Source organism: Actinoplanes sandaracinus (assembly GCF_030009775.1).
Lineage (GTDB): Bacteria > Actinomycetota > Actinomycetes > Mycobacteriales > Micromonosporaceae > Actinoplanes > Actinoplanes sandaracinus.
In genome coordinates this window covers 481001-496887 of sequence record NZ_JASCTH010000001.1, presented here as the reverse complement: position 1 = coordinate 496887, position 15887 = coordinate 481001, and the positions used below count along the sequence as shown (strand labels likewise).

The 15887-nt window shown below is 72.5% G+C and carries 15 protein-coding genes and 1 pseudogene; 11 read left to right on the top strand and 5 right to left on the bottom strand.

Annotated elements, in window-relative coordinates:
* Window positions 1–70: 70 nt before the first annotated feature.
* Window positions 71–1618 carry a serine hydrolase domain-containing protein gene (locus tag QLQ12_RS02325; RefSeq protein WP_282756828.1) on the bottom strand — a complete coding sequence of 516 codons (1548 nt, stop codon included), beginning with the start codon at window positions 1616–1618 and terminating at the stop codon, window positions 71–73.
* A 175-nt stretch (window positions 1619–1793) separates the two neighbouring features.
* On the opposite strand from QLQ12_RS02325, the gene QLQ12_RS02320 reads away from it, so the two are divergent.
* Entirely contained in the window at window positions 1794–2846 is a 1053-nt protein-coding gene (locus QLQ12_RS02320; protein WP_282756827.1) for a pectinesterase family protein, read from the top strand.
* A gap of 59 nt (window positions 2847–2905) precedes the next feature.
* A complete protein-coding gene (locus QLQ12_RS02315; protein WP_282756826.1) occupies window positions 2906–4096 on the top strand; it encodes a hypothetical protein in 1191 nt (396 codons plus the stop codon).
* A 1-nt stretch (window position 4097) separates the two neighbouring features.
* On the opposite strand, the gene QLQ12_RS02310 is transcribed toward QLQ12_RS02315, so the two are convergent.
* Complete coding sequence (locus QLQ12_RS02310; RefSeq protein WP_282756825.1) at window positions 4098–4790, bottom strand: PaaI family thioesterase; 693 nt, start codon at window positions 4788–4790, stop codon at window positions 4098–4100.
* Between the two features lie 110 nt (window positions 4791–4900).
* Here QLQ12_RS02310 and kstD point away from each other — a divergent pair, with 110 nt between their 5' ends.
* Together kstD and QLQ12_RS02300 are read left to right on the top strand one after the other, a co-directional pair.
* Entirely contained in the window at window positions 4901–6544 is a 1644-nt protein-coding gene (gene kstD / locus QLQ12_RS02305) for a 3-oxosteroid 1-dehydrogenase (RefSeq protein WP_282756824.1), read from the top strand.
* A 14-nt stretch (window positions 6545–6558) separates the two neighbouring features.
* Window positions 6559–6990 (top strand): type II toxin-antitoxin system Rv0910 family toxin, encoded by a 432-nt coding sequence (locus QLQ12_RS02300; RefSeq protein ID WP_282756823.1) that lies wholly within the window; start codon window positions 6559–6561, stop codon window positions 6988–6990.
* Here the strand turns inward: QLQ12_RS02300 and kstR are convergent.
* Window positions 6976–7623 carry a cholesterol catabolism transcriptional regulator KstR gene (gene kstR / locus QLQ12_RS02295; RefSeq protein WP_282756822.1) on the bottom strand — a complete coding sequence of 216 codons (648 nt, stop codon included), beginning with the start codon at window positions 7621–7623 and terminating at the stop codon, window positions 6976–6978. The two genes, QLQ12_RS02300 and kstR, sit on opposite strands and share 15 nt — an antisense overlap.
* A 101-nt stretch (window positions 7624–7724) precedes the next feature.
* Here kstR and QLQ12_RS02290 point away from each other — a divergent pair, with 101 nt between their 5' ends.
* The 7 genes and pseudogenes from QLQ12_RS02290 (at window position 7725) to QLQ12_RS02255 (ending at window position 13796) form a co-directional block, all read left to right on the top strand.
* Entirely contained in the window at window positions 7725–8762 is a 1038-nt protein-coding gene (locus QLQ12_RS02290) for an acyl-CoA dehydrogenase family protein (RefSeq protein WP_282756821.1), read from the top strand.
* Complete coding sequence (locus QLQ12_RS02285) at window positions 8747–9889, top strand: acyl-CoA dehydrogenase family protein (protein WP_282756820.1); 1143 nt, start codon at window positions 8747–8749, stop codon at window positions 9887–9889. Before QLQ12_RS02290 ends, QLQ12_RS02285 begins: the two co-directional genes overlap by 16 nt.
* A 5-nt stretch (window positions 9890–9894) precedes the next feature.
* A pseudogene (locus QLQ12_RS46855) lies at window positions 9895–10779 on the top strand (bifunctional MaoC family dehydratase N-terminal/OB-fold nucleic acid binding domain-containing protein); the annotation flags it as partial.
* Window positions 10780–10788: 9 nt separating this feature from the next.
* A complete protein-coding gene (locus QLQ12_RS02270) occupies window positions 10789–11142 on the top strand; it encodes a hotdog family protein (protein ID WP_282756905.1) in 354 nt (117 codons plus the stop codon).
* A gap of 31 nt (window positions 11143–11173) precedes the next feature.
* Window positions 11174–12322 carry a lipid-transfer protein gene (locus QLQ12_RS02265; RefSeq protein ID WP_282756819.1) on the top strand — a complete coding sequence of 383 codons (1149 nt, stop codon included), beginning with the start codon at window positions 11174–11176 and terminating at the stop codon, window positions 12320–12322.
* On the top strand, window positions 12319–12984 hold the full coding sequence (locus QLQ12_RS02260) for a hypothetical protein (protein ID WP_282756818.1): 666 nt from the start codon (window positions 12319–12321) through the stop codon (window positions 12982–12984). The genes QLQ12_RS02265 and QLQ12_RS02260 overlap by 4 nt, the downstream gene beginning before the upstream one ends.
* On the top strand, window positions 12981–13796 hold the full coding sequence (locus QLQ12_RS02255) for a hypothetical protein (RefSeq protein WP_282756817.1): 816 nt from the start codon (window positions 12981–12983) through the stop codon (window positions 13794–13796). The genes QLQ12_RS02260 and QLQ12_RS02255 overlap by 4 nt, the downstream gene beginning before the upstream one ends.
* Before the next feature lie 3 nt (window positions 13797–13799).
* On the opposite strand, the gene QLQ12_RS02250 is transcribed toward QLQ12_RS02255, so the two are convergent.
* Window positions 13800–15308, bottom strand: a complete 1509-nt coding sequence (locus QLQ12_RS02250) for a flotillin family protein (protein ID WP_282756816.1) — start codon at window positions 15306–15308, stop codon at window positions 13800–13802.
* Complete coding sequence (locus tag QLQ12_RS02245; RefSeq protein WP_282756815.1) at window positions 15309–15842, bottom strand: NfeD family protein; 534 nt, start codon at window positions 15840–15842, stop codon at window positions 15309–15311.
* Between the last annotated feature and the right edge of the window lie 45 nt (window positions 15843–15887).

The window sequence follows — 15887 nt, the reverse complement described above, 5'->3', positions numbered from 1 at the left end:
TGTTGCGCCCCGGGGTGGGGTGGGGCCCGCGGGGCGCGGCCGCCCCCGGGGGCCACCACCCGCACGCCGCTCAGAAGCGCGTGGGATGCGGCAACGTCACCGGGAGCAGCTGCGGCGCCGTGGTCGTGGCGCGCAGAGCCGCGCTCGACGACGGGTTACGGCGGTACAGGCGGCCGCCGAAACGGAACCAGCCCACCGAACCGTCCGTATCACGGATGAAGTCGGCTCGGAAGTGCGTGTCCGATCCGTCTGGGCTCCGGACGAGCACGAAGTCCCTGCGGTAGAACGGCAGCGCCACCCCCTCGACCCCGCCGATCCGCAGACTCAGCCGCCCGTCGACGCCCACCATGTCGACCTCGCTGCTCACCCGCTCGCCGTCGTACCCGATCTGCTCGGTCACGTAACGGCCCTCGTAACCGGCGAGCTCGGACGGCGGCAGCGCCCGCGGCTTGGCCGGCACGTTGTGCAGCCCGGCGAACCGGCGCAGCGCCCAGTCGTCGGCGAACAGCTCGGCGAGCAGGCTGGGCCCGCCCTCCGAGTTGGTCAGCACGGTCAGCGCGAAGTCCCGCTCCGGCACCAGCATGAACCCGGAGTGCTGTCCGGGCAGGTCTCCACCGTGCTGCACGACCCGCGGCCCCTCGGCGGTCGGCCGCAGCATCCAGGTCACGCCCATCCCGTCGAGGTCGACGAGAAGCGTTCCGCCCGGGCCGGGCCGCCACCGCATGGCCCGGAGGGCTCGCCTGCTGAGCAGCGGACTGCCGTCGCCGAGGTGGTACCGGGCCCAGCGCAACTGGTCGCGGGCGGTCGAGTAGAGCCCACCGAAGGAGTGGAAACTGCGCGGGATGGCCAGTGCCTCCGGCACGGCCACCTGGTTGCCGTTCTCATCGGGACCATGGGGTACGGCCACGGGCGTGCCGCCCAGCTCGTCCAGCGAGAACCCGCTGTGCCGCAGCCGCAGCGGGTCGAGGATCAACTCGCGCAGCGCCTGCTCGTACACCTTTCCGCTGGCCACCTCGATCAGGCGCCCGGCGACGCCGATGGCCGCGTTGTTGTAGGCGAACACCCGCCCCGGCGGCGTCAGCTGCGGCGCCGTGGCGAGCGCCTCGACATATCTCGCCAGCGCCCCGTCGTCGCTGCCGGTGTCGGTGTAGACGTCACCGAGCCAGCCGGCGCTGTGGTTGACCACCTGCCGCAGCGTGACCCGCCGGGACGCCGCCTCGTCGCTGGTCCGGAAGTCCGGCAGATAGCTGCGCACCGTCCGGTCCAGGTCGAGCCGCCCGCGCTCGGCCAGCCGCATCACGGCGGTGCCGGTGAACGTCTTGGTCGTCGACGCCACCCGGAACGCGGTGTCCCCGTCGACCGCCGCCGGCTCGGCCACGCTGGTGACGCCGAAGCCCCCGACGTAGTCACGGCCCTGGTAACGCAGGCCGTAGGCGACGCCGGGAATCCCGTACGCCGTCATGCCGGCCTTGATCTTCTCTTCGAGTTCCCGGACCACGCGTGGCACCCGTGACCCGGTGGCGCCGGCCGGTGCGGCGGCGCCCGTGCCGACGGTGACGGCCGCCGCGCTGCCTGCGACGGCGCGCAGGATCTGTCGGCGGGACATCGGCTCGACCATCGAACAACCTCCCTGTCGTTCGCCACGCCCGATCGGCGCGGCACGCCGACTGTATCCACCGGCGTCACTCCGGCCGAAGAATGCGTTGACGTTGCCCGATGCCTGCCCTACCGTGCCTAGGAAAGCGCTTTCCCCCAGCGTGGTCCTGCTTCATCCCCAGATTTAGGAGCTCGGTGTGCGTAGGCGTACCTTCCTCGGCATGTCCTCTGGCCTCGGCATAGTCGCGACCGGAATCGTCGCGAGCCCGGCCCGGGCCGGTGGGCGACGACCCGATCTGGTCGTCGCCGCCGACGGCAGCGGCGACCACAGTGGAATCCAGGCCGCGATCGACGCCGCACCCGCCGGGGCGGCGGTGCCGTTCGTCATCGGGGTGCGTCCCGGGGCCTATCGCGGCCAGGTGATCGTCCCCCGGACCAAACCGCTGATCGAGCTGCGTGGGCTGGGCCGCCGCCCGGAGGACGTGGTGATCGCCGACGACCGGGCCAACGGCACCCTCAAGCCGGACGGCACCCCCTGGGGCACCTCGGGCAGCGCGTCGGTCACCGTGGACGGAGCCGGGTTCAAGGCCTCGAACCTCACCTTCGCCAACCTGTTCGACGAGGCGGCGCACCCGGAGATCACGAATCGGCAGGCGGTGGCCGTGCTGACCCGGGCCGACCGGATCGTCTTCGACCGGGTGCGGTTCCTCGCCAACCAGGACACCCTCTACGTCAACAGCAGCGCGGCCGGCGTGGTGGCCCGCGTCTACCTGCGCGACTGCTACGTCGAGGGCGACGTCGACTTCATCTTCGGGCGGGCCACGGCCGTCTTCGACCGGTGCCGGATCCACTCGCTCAACCGGGGGAGCGCGCCGAACGGGTACGTCACCGCGCCCAGCACCGACATCACCAACCCGCACGGGCTGCTCTTCGACCACTGCCGGTTCACTTCGGACGCCCCGGCCGGGACCGTCTTCCTGGGCCGCCCCTGGCATCCCAGCCAGGACCCGAACGCGATCGGCCAGACGATCATCCGGCGTTCGTGGATCGGCGCGCACATCCCGGACGCCGCGTGGACCGCGTTCGGCGCCTGGCCGTGGGAGGACGCCCGGTTCGCCGAGTACCGCAACAGCGGCCCGGGCGCTCTCGTGTCGGCGAACCGGCCGCAGCTGACCGACTCCGAGGCCCGGGCCCACACGATCGCGGCGTTCCTGCGCGGCGCCGACGGGTGGAGCCCGGAGCGCTGCTGACACGCTCGTGCGGGTGACGGCGGGAGGACGCTGCCGAGATCGCCACATATTCTCGGCCCGTGCCGGTCTCTCGAAAGCGCAAGAAGTCGCAGAAGTCAGCCGCCGCGGCGCGGGCCGAACGCCGCAGGGAGCACGCCAGACAGGTGCGGCTCGCGCAGTCGTTGCGGGACCTCGACGTGAACTGGGAGCAGGGCCGGGTCAGGCGGATCGAGCTGGCCCGGCCGCACGCCGTGGAGCTGGCCGGACGGCTGATGAGCTCACCGAGGACCGGCACCACCCTGGAGGACGAGCTGTGCGCCGCGCTCGGCCCGCTGCTCACCCGTCTCGGCGACCTGCCGGCCGACGGCGGCTACGTCGGCCCCGACCACCTGGCCGCCGCTCTCGCCGACGTGCTGCGAGAAGAGGCCGCCGAGAACCAGGTGGGGGCACGGGCACTGGCGGCGCTGGCCGCCGTCCTTCCCGCCCCGCTGCGGGAGCGGACCGGCCTGACGGTGGCCGACCCGGGAGTGCCCGGTGAGGTCCGCTGGACCCGCGACCGGTACGGCAGCCGGTTCGCCGTGGTGGCCCCGTTCGCGACACCGGAGGGCCCGGTGCGCTGGTATCTGTGGGACGTCGACGCCTGCGGCTTCACACCCTTGCCGGTGCACACCGGGTTCTACGCCTCGCCGGAGGAGGCGCTGGCCGCCTGGCAGGTCGGGGTCGGCGCGCTCGCGGCCGGCGGAACGTCGTGGCGCCGCATCGACGACTCCCTTCTGCTGGCGGACCTGCTGCCGAAGCCGGAGGACCTCGGCGCGCTGGGCGGCGAGTCGGCCGAACAGCACGCCGAGTACCACCGCTGCCGCCGGCTCGCCCAGGTGGTGCTGGGGCTGCCGTCGGTCCTCTCGTTCGGAACCTCGAAGACCGCGCTGGACGCGGGCCCCGAGCGCTTCGCCGCCTGGTGGCGCGACCACGCGGACGGCCCGGAGCCGGCGAACCTCGACGACATGATCGAGGACCTGTTCGACGCGTGGCCGCGGATCGTGCCCGACCTGTTCGACACCTGCTCACCGCACCGGGTGGAGTCGGTGGCCCAGCAGCTCCGCGACGAGCTCCGCGAGGAGGCGGGCGGGGTGCTCGCCCTGCTGCCGGCCTGGGTGACCTGGCTGTCCGGGCGCACTGGACTGCCCGCCGAGCTGCGGGAACGCGCCCTGGCCCGGATCGGGGAGACCACCGGCGAGAACAGCGCGATCCACGCCCGCGTGGTCGAGTGAGTCAGCCGGCGCGGGACTGCCGCATGCGGCCGATGGCCTGGCCGAACAGTCTGCGGGCCTGCTCGGCGCGCAGCGCGACGAAGACGCCGGTCGCCTCGACCAGGATCTCGCCGGGTTCGGCCGCGACGGCGATGATGCCGGTGGCGGTGACCCGCCGCCCCTCGATCCCGGTCACCTGGGCGGTGAGCCGCAACGGGGTGAGCAGCGGCACCGGCTTGCGGTAACCGGTGTCGAGGCGGACGGTCATGCCCGGGTTGCCGGAGTGGCCGACCGCGTAGCCGAGCATCTGGTCGAGCAGCATGGCGCTGACCCCGCCGTGCGCGAAGCTGGGCGGGCCCTCGAAGGCGAGCCCGAGGGTGCAGGCGCCGATCGAGAGGTCACCGTCGGAGTGGATCTCCAGCGGCGGAGCCAGCGCGCTCCCCGCGCCGGTCACCGGGTTGTAGAGCCGCACCCCGGCGAGCATGTCGTCCGCCGTGGGGGAGTCGTGCCGTCCGCGCACCCGTTCGCCCAGGGGCGCGGCCGCCTGCCGGATCCGCTCGGCGGCGCGCCGCAACTCCTCGGTGGGCGCCTCGGTCGCGGCGGCGTGCTCGACCAGCAGGCGCAGGGCGTCGCCCAGGTCGCTGATCGCCGCACGCCGCCGCAGCAGCCCGTCGTCGACGGCGTGCAGCCGGCGGCCGTTCTCGCTATCGCTCACAGCAACAGGCTCCTACACGCAGTGGTATCGGACCTAGTGAATCTCATCACACTGCTATAACCTGTTCTAGTTATTGCGGAGGGGTAAACGGTCCGGCGGATGGGGATGCCATGGCGGTCACCGTGGAGTACGACGTGGTCGTGGTGGGTGCCGGCGCCGCCGGCATGACCGCGGCGCTGACAACCGCCCGGAGTGGACTGAACACGGTTCTCGTGGAAAAAGCGTCGGTCTACGGTGGATCGACGGCTCGGTCCGGAGCCGGGATCTGGGTGCCGAACAACGAGGTGCTGCTCGCCGCCGGAGTGCCGGACACCCCCGCCAAGGCCGACACCTACATGGCCGCGGTGGTCGGCTCCGACGTGCCCGCCGCCCGCCGTCAGGCGTTCCTCACCCACGGCCCGCGCACAATCTCCTACCTGCAGCGATGGACGCCGCTGCGGTTCGCGTGGATGCAGGGTTACCCCGACTACTATCCCGAGCTGCCCGGCGGGATGCCGAACGGCCGCTCGATCGAGCCGCGGGCTCTCGACGCCAACGTGCTCGGCGACGAACTCGCGCGCCTCAACGGGCCGTACCAGGCGAGCCCGGCCGGGACCGTGGTCTACACGGTCGACTACAAGTGGCTGTCGCTGATCGCCCGCCACCCGCGCGGCGTCGCCACCGCCACCGAGATCGTCTGGCGCTACCTGCAACTGGCCGCCCAGGGGCAGAAACCGGTCACCATGGGCCAGGCGCTGGCCGGCGGACTGCGGGCCGGGCTGATCGCCGCCGGTGTGCCGGTCTGGCTCGACACGCCACTGCTCGATCTGCACGTGGAGAACGGCCGGGTGGCCGGGGTGCTGGCCCGCCGCGACGGGGCCGAGGTGCTGATCCGGGCCCGGCGCGGGGTGGTGATGGCCAGCGGTGGATTCGAGCACAACGAGCGGATGCGCAAACAGTTCCAGGCCGCGCCGATCGGGACGGACTGGACGGTCGGCGCCGCCTCCAACACCGGTGACGGCATCGAGGCGGGGGAGCGGGCCGGCGCGGCGCTGACGCTGATGGACGACTCCTGGTGGGGGCCGATGATCCCGCTGCCGGGCGGACCGTGGTTCTGCCTCTCCGAGCGCACCCTGCCCGGCACCATCTTCGTCAACCAGGCCGGGAAGCGGTTCGTCAACGAGGCCGCGCCGTACAGCGACGTCGTGCACGTGATGTACGACAAGCAGCACGTCCCCTGCTGGATGATCACCGACCAGGACTACCGGAACCGGTACCTGTTCAAGGACCTGGCGCCGCTGCTGCCCTACCCGGACGACTGGTACGCGAGCGGCGCCCTGGTCAAGGACTGGACCCTCGCCGGGCTGGCCGCGAAGATCGGCGTTCCGGCGGCGGCGCTGCGGGCGACGGTCGACCGGTTCAACGCGCAGGCCCGGGCCGGGCGGGACCCCGACTTCCGTCGCGGCGACAGTGTCTACGACGCGTACTTCGCCGACCCGACGAACACCCCGAGCCCGTGCCTGGCGCCGATCTGGCTGCCGCCGTTCTACGCCTTCAAGATCGTTCCAGGTGATCTCGGCACCAAGGGCGGCCTGCTCACCGATGCCCGCGCCCGTGTGCTGCGGCCGGACGGCTCGGTGATCGGAGGCCTCCACGCGGCCGGCAACGCCAGCGCGGCCGTCATGGGCCGCAGCTACGCCGGTGCCGGATCAACCCTCGGACCAGCAATGACCTTCGGACACGTGGCCGGCCTCGACATCGCGGCCACGGCATAAGAGGAGGAAGAGACATGCCCAAGGTGAGTGTCACGGCCACCGCGACGGCCGAACCCGACAAGGTGTGGCAGGTGGTCACCGACCTGCCCCGAACCCCCGAGTGGAACAGCATGCACCAGGGCTTCACCGGGGACCTCCCGGCGACGGTGGCGGAAGGCACCACGTACAAGCAGAAGGTGAAGTTGATGGGCATGCCCGCCGAGATGGCCTGGAAGGTCGTCACCGCGGACGCGCCGAACCGTCTGGAGATGGCTGGCGACGGCCCGATGGGCGTCAAGGCGAAGAACCGCTTCATCATCGAACCGGACGGCTCCGGTTCCCGCGTCACCTACGAGATGGAGTTCGCCGGGCCGGCGCTCAACGGGCCGATGGCCGCCATGCTGGAGAAGCAGGCAGGGCCCGCCGCCAAGCAGGCCCTGGAGAAGCTGACCTCACTGGTCGGCTGAGGCGGGCGACAGCAGCAGCCGGGTGGCCAGCTCGAGGTGGTTGACGACATCGTTCGCCGACGCCCGGCGGGTCACCCAGGCCACCAGGTTGGACAGCCACACGTCACCGATCACCCGCGCCTTGGCCCGGTCGTCGGCGGTCGGCGCCACGCCGTCGCCTTCGTGCATGGCGCGGGTGAACATGTCCTCCATCAGCCGGGCCACCGCGTTGACCTCGGCGGACGCCGATGGGTCGGCGAACATGAAGGCCCGGGTCATGGCCTCGGCGAGCAGCGGTTCCCGCTGCATCGCCCGGGTCATCCGGCCCAGGACGAAGAGCATGCGGTCGTACGGCGTATCGCCCGGAATGGGTTTGCGGCCGAGTTTCTCCTGGATCGACTCGAACTCCGACGCCAGCGCCGACACCAGCAGGTGGATCTTCGAGGGGAAGTATCGGTAGAGCGTGCCCAGGGCGACCCCGGCCCGCTCGGCGACCGTGCGCATCTGCACCGCGTCGTAACCGCCCTTGGACGCCAGCGCCAGGGTGGCCTCAAGGATGCGCCGCCGCCGATCGCGCTGCGCCGCCGAGCCCTGCTCAGCCTCCGCACCCGCGAGAGTGGTGCGTGTGGTGGTACTCGTTCTTGCCACTGCCATGTCGCCCCCTCACCTGTGAATCAAGCCTACCAACGGCGCGTTGCGTCCTCGTGTCACCCGGTGGTGGCACGGCTAAACTGAAACGTGTTCTAATCTCTGGTATGGATTTCCGGCCGGACGACTCGCAGCAGTCGATCATCGGTCTCGCCGCCGAGGTTCTCGACGGCGGCGACGGTGATCCGGACAAGTCGTGGGCCGCGCTGGGCCAGGCCGGGCTGCTCACCCTCGCGGTCCCGGAGCGGCTCGGCGGCGCCGGACTCGGCGTTCTAGAGACCGCGCTCGTGCTCACCGAGATCGGGCGACGCGCCATCGCCGTTCCCGCGCTGCACCACCTCGCCCTCGGCGTCCTGCCGGTGGCCCGCTGGGGGACCGGGCGGCAGCAGGACGACTTGCTGACCGGGCGCACGCTGGCGGCCGCCATCGCCGAACCCGGCGATCCGCTGCCCGCCGCGCCTCGGACCACCCTCGCCACCGACGGCACGGTCACCGGCGTCAAGACCGGTGTCGCCGCCGCTGACCGGCTGCTCGTGACGGTCGGCGGCCCGGCCGTGGTGATCGTCGACCCGGCCGCGCCCGGCGTCACCCTCGACCGCGGCATTCTCCGGATGGAGCGGGCCCCCGCCGAACCCCTCGCGGGCGAGGACTGCCACGCCGGCCTGCACCGGTTCGCGCTCGCCGGGGCCTGCGCCCTCGGCGACGGCGCGCTCGCCGGGGCCCTCGCGCTCACCGCCGGGCATGTGCGCACCCGGCAGCAGTTCGGGCGACCACTCGCCACCTTCCAGGCCGTCGCGCAGCAGATCGCGGACGTCTACGTCGCCAGCCGCACCCTGCACCTGGCGGCGACCAGCGCGGCCTGGCGACTCGGCGCCGGCCGGCCCGCCGACGACGACCTCGACGTGGCCGCCCAGTGGTTCACCGCCGAGGCGCCGCCCGCCGCCCGCACCTGCCACCACCTGCACGGCGGGCTCGGCCTGTCGATCGACTACCCGCTGCACCGGCACACCGCGCTGATCCGCGACCTGGTGCGTTTCCTGGGCGGCGGCGAGCACCGGCTGACCGTGCTCGGGGAGCGGGTCGCGGCCCGGCGGCCGGAGAGCGGGGCCGGCATCGACGGGGGTGCGGCGTGTTCATCGACCTGACCGAGGAACAGCGGCGGCTGCGGGACGAGCTTCGCGCGTACCTCGCCGAGGTCGTGACCTCCGCGGAGCGCGGCGTGCTGTTGCGCGAGCGGCACGGGCGCGCCCACCGCGACCTGGTGGCCCGCCTCGGCCGCGACGGCTGGCTGGGCCTGGGATTCCCCGTCGAGTACGGCGGACGCGGTCTGGGACCGGCCGAACAGCAGATCTTCGTCAACGAGGCCGCCCGCGCCGACGTGCCGCTGCCCGCGGTGACGTTGCAGACGGTCGCGCCGACGCTGCTCGCCCACGGCACCGACGAGCAGAAGAGCTTCTTCCTGCCGCGGATCCTGGCGGGCGAGCTGCACTTCGCGATCGGCTACACCGAACCGGAAGCCGGAACCGACCTGGCGGCGCTGCGGACCCGGGCGGTCCGCGACGGCGACGCCTACGTGGTGGACGGGCAGAAGACGTTCACCACCGGCGCGCACGACGCCGACTACCTGTGGCTGGCCTGCCGCACCGACCCGGCCGCGGCCCGGCACCGCGGGCTGTCGATCCTGATCGTGGACACGAGCGACCCGGGTTACTCGTGGACGCCGATCATCACCTGCGACGGCACGCATCACGTCAACGCGACCTATCTGAGCGGGGTCCGGGTGCCGGTCGGCCGCCGGGTCGGCGCCGAGAACGACGGCTGGCGGCTGCTCACCGCGCAACTCAACCACGAGCGGGTCATGCTGGGGCCGGCCGGGCGGATCGGCGCCCTGCTCGATCGGGTGCGCGACTGGGCGTACGCCACGGGGGTCTCGCAGAAGGCGGACGTCCGCCGCGCGCTGGCCCGGGCCCACGCCGCACGCCGCGTGAACGAGCTGCTCAACGGCCAGGTCGCCGGGGCCGCGCCGGGCCCGGCCGACGCCTCCGCGACCAAGGTCTTCTCCTCGGAGTGGCTGCTGCGCCTGGCGCAGGAACTCGAGGAGCTGGTGGGCCGCCACGGCGACCCGGGCGACCCGGCGACCGCCGACCTGCTCGACTGGCTGGACGTGCACGCGCGGCGCGATCTGGTGCTGACGTTCGGCGGCGGCGTCAACGAGATCCAGCGGGAGATCATCGCGAGCGCGGGCCTCGGCCTGCCGAGAGTGCCGAGGTGACAACGATGAGCCGCGACCCTGTGCCGCCGCAGTCCCCGGATGGTCCGCAGTCTCTGCTCGCGGCCGCGGAGCGGCTGAGGAACTCCGGGGAGACGGTGGCGCGTACCGGGCGGGACCCGGTCAACCTGCCGATGATCCGCACCTGGCTGGAGGCGATGGGTGACGCCGGTGAGGTCTATGAGCGGGACTCGGTGGCGCCGCCCGCGATGATCCAGGTCTGGACGATGCGGGGCCTCGGGCCGCCGACGGCCGGCGACCCCCTGCAGATCATGTCCGATCTGCTGGAGCGAGCGGGATACACCGCCATCGTCGCGACAGACTCGTCACAGACGTACCACCGCTATCTGCGCGTCGGGGAGAAGGTGACGGTGCGTAGCCGCCTCGACGCGGTGGCCGGCCCCAAGCAGACCTCTCTCGGCGAGGGCTGGTTCGTCACCACGGTGAGCACCTGGCTCGTCGGCGCCGAGCCGGTGGCCGAGATGACCTTCCGCGTGCTGCGCTACCGGCCCGGCGCGCCGACGGGCCGGGCGCCGAGCGAACCGATAATGCCGGTGGTCACGGCCGACAGCGCCTTCTTCTGGGACGGGGTCGCCGCCGGCGAACTGCGCCTGCAACGCTGCGGCGAATGCCGCACCCTGCGCCACCCGCCCGGCCCGGCCTGCCCCACCTGCGGTTCCTTCAAGCAGGAGTACGCGACAGCGACCGGCGCCGGCACCATCCACAGTCACGTGGTGCACCATCACCCACCGGTCCCCGGCAGGCGAGCGCCGTACGTCGTCGCCCTCGTCGACCTGCCCGAGGGCGTCCGGATGGTCGCGGAGTACCGCGGCCCGGCCCCGCGGATCGGCGACCCGGTGCGGGTGTCCTTCGACGGCGGCCTGCCGGTCTGGTGCCCCGACGTGCCCACCCTCGAACCGTGGACCCTCGAGGTCACCCCCACCCTGGTCGTCAGCACCGCCCTGGCCACCCGAGACTTCCAGAACGTCCACCACGACCGGGACGCCGCCGTCCGGCTCGGCGGGAAGGACATCTTCCTCAACATCCTCACCACCACCGGCCTGGTCCAGCGCTTCGTCACCGACCGGCTCGGTCCGTCCGCCCGGATCCGGGGCATCTCGATCCGGCTCGGGACGCCGTGCCACGCCTACGACACGCTCACCTTCACCGGTCAGGTGTTCCCGCACGGCGTCGAGGTCACCGGGCGCACCGCCGACGGGGTGCACGTCACCGGAACCGTGCGGGTGGCGCCGTGATCAGCCGCAGTGGAACCTCGGAGGTGACGCCGTGATCAATGGAACCGCCGCCGTCGCCGGCATCGGCGCCACCGAGTTCTCCAAGGACTCCGGCCGCAGCGAACTCCGCCTCGCCGTCGAGGCGATCCGCGCCGCCCTCGACGACGCCGGCCTCCGCCCGGCCGACGTCTCCGGCCTGGTCACCTTCACCATGGACAACAACAGCGAGATCGCCGTCGCCCGTGAGCTCGGCCTCCGCGAGCTGACGTTCATGACCCGCGTCGGGTACGGCGGAGGCGCCGCGTGCGCGGTCGTCCAGCAGGCCGTCCTCGCCGTCGGCGCCGGTCTCGCCGACGTGGTCGTCTGCTACCGCGCCCTCAACGAGCGGTCCGGCCGCCGGTTCGGCCAGGCGTTCGCCTCCGCAGACCCGGACGCGGCCTGGCACGTCCCGATGGGCCTGGCCACCCCGGCCGCGCAGGTCGCCATGGTGGCCCGCCGCTACCTGCACGACCACGGCGGGAGCCCCGACGACTTCGGGCGGGTCACGGTGGCGGCGCGACGGCATGCGGCGACCAACCCGCACGCGTGGTTCCACGGCCGCCCGATCACCCTCGACGAGCATCGCGCCTCCCGGTGGATCGCCGAGCCGCTGCGGCTGCTCGACTGCTGCCAGGAGAGCGACGGCGCGGTCGCCGTGGTCGTCACCTCGCTCGCCCGGGCGCGTGACCTGCGGCGGCCGCCCGCGGTGATCGTCGCCGCGGCCCAGGGGAGCGGCCCCGGCCAGTACGTGATGACCAGCTACTACCGGTCCCCGGTCGCGGAGCTGCCGGAGATGGGCGTGGTGGCGCGCCAACTGTGGGAACAGTCCGGCTACCGGCCCTCCGAGGTCCGCACCGCGGTGCTCTACGACCACTTCACCCCGTACGTGCTGATCCAGCTGGAGGAGCTCGGGTTCTGCGGACGCGGCGAGGCCCGGCACCTGATCGCGGACGGCGGCATCGAGCTGGGCGGGCGCCTGCCGGTCAACCCGCACGGCGGGCAGCTCGGCGAGGCGTACATCCACGGCATGAACGGCATCGCCGAGGCGGTCCGGCAGGTCCGGGGCACCGCCGTCAACCAGGTGCCCGGCGACGGGCCGGTGCTGGTCACCGCCGGAACCGGAGTCCCCACGAGCGGCCTGATCCTGCGATCCGGCGCATGACCGCCCCCGTCTGTGATGACATCACAGACGGGGTGATCGAGTTGTCCAAGAGGCTGTTCACGGCGGTGCTGCTGGCGCCGGCGCTGCTCACGGGGTGCACGGGGGACGAGGAGACGCCGGTGGCCACGCCGTCCGCGGCGACACCGGCCGCGCCGGCGGGCGCGGTCCCGGAGGCGTCCGGCGAACTGCCCGAGGCGGAGGTGCCCGGCGGCGACCTCGCCAGCGTCGGTGACGGCGGCGACTGGGACGCCTACATCCTGGAGTGCGAGAACGCCGAGCAGGAAGCCGTGGTCCAGACCGTGGTGAACGCCGACGTGACCGCCGACGGCGTCGCCGACGCCCTGATCGGCCGCACGTGCGACGCCTCCACCTCCTATTTCCCGTCGACGGTCGAGGTCTTCGACGGATCGTCCCCGGCCCAGCGGCCGTGGCGGGTGGGTAAACCGCTGCTCAGTGACGTCGGATCGACCGACAAGCCGTGGCTGACCGGGCTCCGGGTGCAGTCCGGTGTCATCGTCATCGAGGCCAACGGCACGGGCGGTGCCGACAGCAACGCCTGCCCGAAGCTGAAGCTGACCTACCGTTACCAGCTCAAGGGCACCGCGTTCGAGCGCCTGGACCGCACCGCCACCGAGTCCGCGACCTGTCTGCCGATCGCATGAGCGGCCCCGATCTGCGGTACGCCGCCGACCGCGTCACCGAACTGGCCGACCGGCTGGCGCCGCGGCTCGACCCGGTCGGCCCCGAACGCCTGACCGAGCTGCTGACCGACTTCGGATGGGCCCCCGCGCCCCAGGCCGCCGGGTTCACCACCGGTGAGCTCACCGCGCGGGTGGAGGACGACCGGATCGTCATCGACCTGCCGGACTTCGGCCTGTCGAACGAGACCGGTCAGGAGCGCCACGACGAGGCCGTGGCGGCGATGAACGAGCTGGCCGAGCTGCTGAACCTGCCGCCGGCCGGGCCGTTCGACCGCGACGACAACGACTACCACCCGGACGAGGTGCTGCTGCGCTCCGGGCACTGGGTGGTCCACCTGCTCGTGGCGAACGAGGGCGACGACATCCCGATCATCCTGGAGGTCGCCATCGCCTACGGCGCCGACCTGCCCGGACGCCTCGCCCAGCTCGCCGGCCCGCCGGCCGGCCAGCCGCCGGTCGACTGGGAGGCGGTCACCACCCGCACCGGCGTCCAGTTGCCCGACGACCACCGGTGGCTGCTGGAGAATTACGGCACCGCCCCGATCGGCGGCCGGATCACCCTTTACGACCCGCGGACTCTCGGCAAGCCGGTCCCCGGGCCGGAACGCCCGCTCGGCATCCGGCACCAGCTCCTACCGGTCGCCGCCGCGGACGGGCAGGAGATCTTCTACGCCCTGGACTGGGAGATCACCGGACTCGAGATCGCCGGGCGGGCGGTCTCCACCAGCCTGCTGCACCACGTGGTGGTGACGCTGGCCGGCGGAGACCGCTGACGATCAGTCCTGCGGGCGTGCCTCGACGGCACGGTCGCCGTTGGCGGCGGCCTTCTCCCCGATCCTGCCGAGCAGGCCGGCCAGGTCGATGCCGGTCAGGTCGGTGCCCAACTGCAGGCCCTGTGCCACATTGCTGGCCACCGACTTCGTCAACGACGAGGCGCCGTCGGTCGAGATCACGGTCAGCTTCTCGATGCCGCTGATCGGGGCGCTGGCCGCCTCGACGACCTGCGGCAGCACCTTGACCAGCAGGTCGATCACGGCGGCGTCGCCGTACTGGGCGTACGCCTCGGCCTTGCGGGCCATCGCCTCGGCCTCGGCCCGGCCCTTCGCGAGGATCGCCGCGGCCTCGGCCGCACCCTCGCGCTCGATCGCCTCGGCGATCGCCGACCGCCTGCGCTGCTCGGCCTCACCCTCCTTGGCGCCCTCGATCGCGTTCGCCTCGGCCAGCGCCGCACGACGGGACCGCTCACCCTCACCGCTCAAGCGGGCCTGCTCGGCCTGCGCCTGCGCCGCCGCGATGGTGGCCTGCCGCTGCGCGTCGGCGTGCAGCACCGCCGCGCTGCGGGCCGCCTCGGCCTCCTGCTCCACCCGGTACCGGGCGGCGTCGGCGGGCTTACGCACCTCGGTGTCGAGCTGGCGCTGCTTGAGCTCGGCGTTCTGCTCGGCCACCTTCTGCTGCTCGGCCAGGATCTTCTGGTCACGCTCGGCCTGCGCCAGCGGGCCGGCCGCCGCCGACTGCGCCTTCGCCGCGTCGATCTCGGCCTGGATCGAGGCCTGCTTGAGCGACAGGTTCCGGTTCGCCTCGGCGATGGCCTCCTCGGCGAGCAGCCGCTCCTGCTCGGCGGCCTGCCGAGCCCGGGCCTCGGCGATCGCCGCGTCCTTGAGCACCCGGGCGGCCTCGGGACGGCCCAGGTCCTGGAGGTAAGACCCCTCGGCCACGATGTCCTGCAACTGGAACGCGTCGAGCACCAGACCCTGGTTGGTCATCGAGTGCTCGGCCTCCTCGGCGACCGCGCTGGCGAACGCCGCCCGGTCCCGGATGATCTCCTCGATGGTGAGCCGGCCGACGATCGACCGCAGCGCGCCGGCCAGCACCTCACGGGTGAAGTCCTCGATCTCGGCCTGCTGGTGCAGGAACCGCTGGGCGGCCGCCCGGATCGCGCCCTCGGTGCCGCCGACCTTCACGATCGCCACACCGTGCAGCTCGGCCCGGATGCCCTGCTTGGACACCGCACCCTTGATGCTGACGTCGATACGGCGGCTGGACAGATCGAGCGACTGCAGCTTCTGCACGATCGGCAGCACGAACACCGACGCGCCCATCACGACCTTCTGACCGGACATGTCGGTGACGTTGCTGCCGTCCAGGCCCTGCGTCACCTTGCCCTTGCGGCCGGTGATGATGAACGCCTCGTTCGGGCCGGCCACCTTGATCCTGGACAGCACGAACACCACGAGCAACAGGACCAGCAGCACCGCGCCGCCGATCGCGATCAGCAATCCAGACATTTATGCCTTCCCGAGTTGGGGTGTTTCCTCGACTACGACACTGGTATCGCTGGGCGCCTCGATCACGAAGACCTGGGCGCCGGTGGGAATGGCACGATCGGCGCGGGCGTAGACCTTGACCGGCTGACCGCCGAGACGGATCCGGACCTCGCCGTACCCCGTCCCGGCCGGCACCGGCGTGACCACCACGCCCAGCGAACCGACCAGATGCTCCCGCTGCGGGGTGGCGTCGGTGCGCATGTTCCGCGCCGCGCGCGACAGGCGCCACGCGAGCCAGGCGGCGGGCACCGCGGCCAGCGCGCCACACACCGCGGCGACGGCGATCGATCCGGGGGTACGGGCGCCGGACAGCTCCGCCGCGGCCGCTCCGGCGAACCCGAACGCGCCGAGGAAACCGGCCACCACCTCGAGCGAGACCGGCCCACCCGCCTCCGGATGGCCGAAGTGCAGCAGCTCGCCGCCGAACAGTGCGAGAGCCAGGATCGCCACGGCGACGCCGCCGATCACCAGGAACACCACGGTCGCGGTCAGCACCCGCCATCCTTCCCGTTTTCCCCGGTCAACGACCGGCTGCGCCAG

Excerpts from the sequence above, each read along its gene's own strand:
- QLQ12_RS02325 (WP_282756828.1), bottom strand. The coding sequence starts at position 1,618 with ATGGTCGAGCCGATGTCCCGCCGACAGATCCTGCGCGCCGTCGCAGGC.
- kstD (WP_282756824.1), top strand. The coding sequence starts at position 4,901 with ATGGCGGTCACCGTGGAGTACGACGTGGTCGTGGTGGGTGCCGGCGCC.
- QLQ12_RS02300 (WP_282756823.1), top strand. The coding sequence starts at position 6,559 with ATGCCCAAGGTGAGTGTCACGGCCACCGCGACGGCCGAACCCGACAAG.
- kstR (WP_282756822.1), bottom strand. The coding sequence starts at position 7,623 with ATGGCAGTGGCAAGAACGAGTACCACCACACGCACCACTCTCGCGGGT.
- QLQ12_RS02290 (WP_282756821.1), top strand. The coding sequence starts at position 7,725 with ATGGATTTCCGGCCGGACGACTCGCAGCAGTCGATCATCGGTCTCGCC.
- QLQ12_RS02260 (WP_282756818.1), top strand. The coding sequence starts at position 12,319 with ATGACCGCCCCCGTCTGTGATGACATCACAGACGGGGTGATCGAGTTG.
- QLQ12_RS02255 (WP_282756817.1), top strand. The coding sequence starts at position 12,981 with ATGAGCGGCCCCGATCTGCGGTACGCCGCCGACCGCGTCACCGAACTG.
- QLQ12_RS02250 (WP_282756816.1), bottom strand. The coding sequence starts at position 15,308 with ATGTCTGGATTGCTGATCGCGATCGGCGGCGCGGTGCTGCTGGTCCTG.